Source organism: Nocardioides sp. (genome assembly GCF_035429765.1).
Classification (GTDB): domain Bacteria; phylum Actinomycetota; class Actinomycetes; order Propionibacteriales; family Nocardioidaceae; genus Nocardioides.
The window spans coordinates 1-2,927 of the sequence record NZ_DAOMFK010000281.1 but is presented as its reverse complement, the minus strand read 5'-3'; the positions used below and the strand labels follow the sequence as shown (position 1 = coordinate 2,927).

Here is a 2,927-nt window from a genome sequence, read left to right as displayed (position 1 = left end):
ACCGGCGACCAGGTCCGTGCGGCGTACGGCTCCGGCGACGGCGCGACCTGGAGCATCGAGCAGCAGTGCAAGGACGACGGCCCGGGCGGGGTCTGCTACAACCCGGTGAGCTGTGTGAACGCGGCCGGGGTGCCCGGCACGTTGTACAACATCTACCGCACCCCGGCCGGCGGTCCGCGGGGGCTCTACGGGGTGGCGTGCCTGACCTCGGGTGAGGCCGGGGAGCTGGGAGCGATCACCCCGGCGCTGGTGTTCGACGCGATGAGGAGGCTGAGCTGGCCGAGGTCCGAGCTGGTGGTGGAGCCGCCGGGCGGCGAGACGCTGGTCAACCTGGCGACCAACTTCTACACCACCAACACCGCCCCGACGACGCAGACGGTCACGCTGCTGGGGCAGCGGGTGGAGATCGAGGCCACCCCGGGCGGCTACCTGTGGCACTGGGCGGGCGAGGGGGACGACGGCGGGGCGGAGCGGACCGCGAGCCCCGGCGCGGCGTACCCCGACCTGGAGGTGACCCACACCTACCGCGACGCGGACGTGACGGTCCACCCGCGCGTGGACACGGTCTACTCCGGGCGGTACTCGGTCAACGGCGGTCCGTGGACGCCGATCCCCCAGACCCTTACCGTCCCCGGCGACCCGGTGGCGCTCCGCGTGCTGTCGGCGCGGCCGGTCCTGGTCGGCTAGCCGGCCGGTCACGAGGGCGGCACGTACGCTCGGGGCATGCCGGTCCCCGAGTTCATCCGACGGCTGCGCGCGCACGTCGGGACCGCGGAGCTGTGGCTGCCAGGCATCACCGCGGTGGTGCTCCGTGGCGAGGATCTTCTCCTCGTGCTCCGCGCGGACGACGGCGAGTGGGCTCCGGTCGGCGGCATCGTGGAGCCCGGGGAGGAGCCGGCCGCGGCGGCGGTGCGGGAGGCGATGGAGGAGACCGGGGTACGGATCCGGGTGGACCGTCTGGCGGGGGTCGACGCGACCCCCCCGATCCTCCATCCCAACGGGGACGTCGCCACCTACCTCAACCACACGTTCCTGTGCACGTGGCTGGAGGGCGAGCCGTACGTGGCCGACGACGAGTGCACGGACGTCGGCTGGTTCCCCCGGGACGCGCTGCCGCCGCTCTCGCCTTCGGTGCAGGCCCGGGTCGACGACGCCCTCTGCGGCGAGGTGGCCGCCCGGTTCCGGCTCTGACCGCCGCTCCATCAGCCCTACTCGTCACTCCGCGCCCGGCAAACTCTCACTTCGCACGGGAAGCAACCCCCGACGGGTGCGGGTTTCCCCGCCCGGGGAAACCAACAGACCCCGAGCACACCCCCACGCACCACCGCCACCCCCACAGTCCATGATGGGCGCACCAGGAGGAGGTACGCCGATGCAGCTCCAGCTGTCCCCGGAGGATGCCGCGTTCCGCGAGGAGATGCGGGAGTTCTTCACCACCCAGGTGCCCCAGGACATCCGTGACGCGGTGGCCGACCGGCGCGAGCTGACCAAGGACCAGTTCGTGCGGTCCCAGCGGGTGCTGAACGCGGCCGGGCTCGCCGTGCCGCACTGGCCGGTGGAGTGGGGCGGCAGGGGCTGGTCCAGCCTGCGCCACCACCTGTGGCACGAGGAGATGCAGCGGGCCTGCGTTCCCGCACCCCTCGCGTTCAACACCTCCATGGTGGGGCCGGTGATCGCCACGTTCGGCTCCCAGGAGCTCAAGGAGCGGTTCCTCCCGGCGACCGCGAACCTCGACATCTGGTGGTCGCAGGGGTTCTCCGAGCCCGACGCGGGCTCCGACCTCGCCTCGCTGCGCACGACCGCGGTGCGCGACGGGGACACCTTCGTCGTCAACGGCCAGAAGACGTGGACCACGCTGGGCCAGTACGGCGACTGGATCTTCTGCCTGGTCCGCACCGATCCCGAGGCCCGCAAGCAGCGCGGCATCTCCTTCCTGCTCATCGACATGACCTCGCCCGGGGTCACCGTCCTTCCGATCGAGCTGATCGACGGCAGTCACGAGGTCAACGAGGTGTGGTTCGAGGACGTGCGGGTGCCCGCCGAGAACCTCGTCGGCGAGCTGAACGCGGGGTGGGACTACGCGAAGTTCCTGCTCGGCAACGAGCGCGTCGGCGTGGCCCCCGTGGGCGCCACCAAGCGGGTCCTGGTCCGGGCCAAGGAGTGGGCCCGCCAGGCGCCGGGAGGCGACCTGCTGGCCGAGCCGCTGGTGGCGGCGCGGGTCGCCGAGCTGGAGAACCAGCTGCTCGCGCTCGAGCTCACCGCCCTGCGCGTCGCCGCCCACTCGGCCGACGGCAAGCCGCACCCGGCCTCGTCGGTGCTCAAGCTCCGGGGCAGCGAGCTGCAGCAGGCCGTCAGCGAGCTGGTGGTGGACCTGGCCGGGCCCGCCTCGCTGGCCTCGGGCGCCGGTGAGGGCTCCGAGCTGCCGGAGTGGGCGACGAGGGCGACGCCGCTCTACCTCAACCTGCGCAAGGCCTCGATCTACGGCGGCTCCAACGAGATCCAGCGCCAGATCATCGCGCGCACGATCCTGGGACTCTGAGAGGCGGTCGGGATGGACTTCACCTACGACGACGAGCAGCAGGCGCTGCGCGAGGCGGTGCGCGGGCTGCTGGGCACGACGTACGCCGACTTCGAGGCGCGCCGCCGACGGGTCGCCGAGGACCCCGGCTTCGACGAGGCCCTCTGGGGCCGGCTGGCGCGGATGAGCGTGCTCGGCCTGCCGTTCGCCGAGGAGGACGGCGGCGTCGGCGCCGGACCGGTCGAGGTCGGCATCGTCGCCGAGGAGCTCGGCCGGGTGCTTGCTCCCGAGCCGTTCCTCACCTCGGTGGTGCTGGCCGGCGGCGTGGTGGCCGCGGCCGGCTCCCGCGAGCAGCGGGCGGAGCTGCTCGGCCCGCTGGCCGCCGGCGAGCAGGTCCTGGCGTTCGCGC

General features: G+C 73.0%; 4 protein-coding genes. All 4 read left to right on the top strand.

From position 1 onward, the window contains the following. A partial coding sequence (locus PLP61_RS16155) for a hypothetical protein (protein ID WP_324503789.1) occupies positions 1 to 687 on the top strand: 687 nt, incomplete at its 5' end. A gap of 36 nt (positions 688 to 723) precedes the next feature. Continuing rightward, entirely contained in the window at positions 724 to 1,191 is a 468-nt protein-coding gene (locus tag PLP61_RS16150; protein ID WP_324503788.1) for an NUDIX hydrolase, read from the top strand. A 181-nt stretch (positions 1,192 to 1,372) separates the two neighbouring features. After that, positions 1,373 to 2,539, top strand: coding sequence for an acyl-CoA dehydrogenase family protein (locus tag PLP61_RS16145; RefSeq protein ID WP_324503787.1), 1,167 nt, complete (start codon positions 1,373 to 1,375; stop codon positions 2,537 to 2,539). A 12-nt stretch (positions 2,540 to 2,551) separates the two neighbouring features. Continuing rightward, positions 2,552 to 2,927, top strand: a 376-nt coding sequence (locus PLP61_RS16140; RefSeq protein ID WP_324503786.1) for an acyl-CoA dehydrogenase family protein, incomplete at its 3' end; no start/stop codon positions are given.

Bases quoted from the DNA above. Each gene is read 5' to 3' on its own strand.
- PLP61_RS16150 (WP_324503788.1), top strand. From the start codon at position 724: ATGCCGGTCCCCGAGTTCATCCGACGGCTGCGCGCGCACGTCGGGACC.
- PLP61_RS16145 (WP_324503787.1), top strand. From the start codon at position 1,373: ATGCAGCTCCAGCTGTCCCCGGAGGATGCCGCGTTCCGCGAGGAGATG.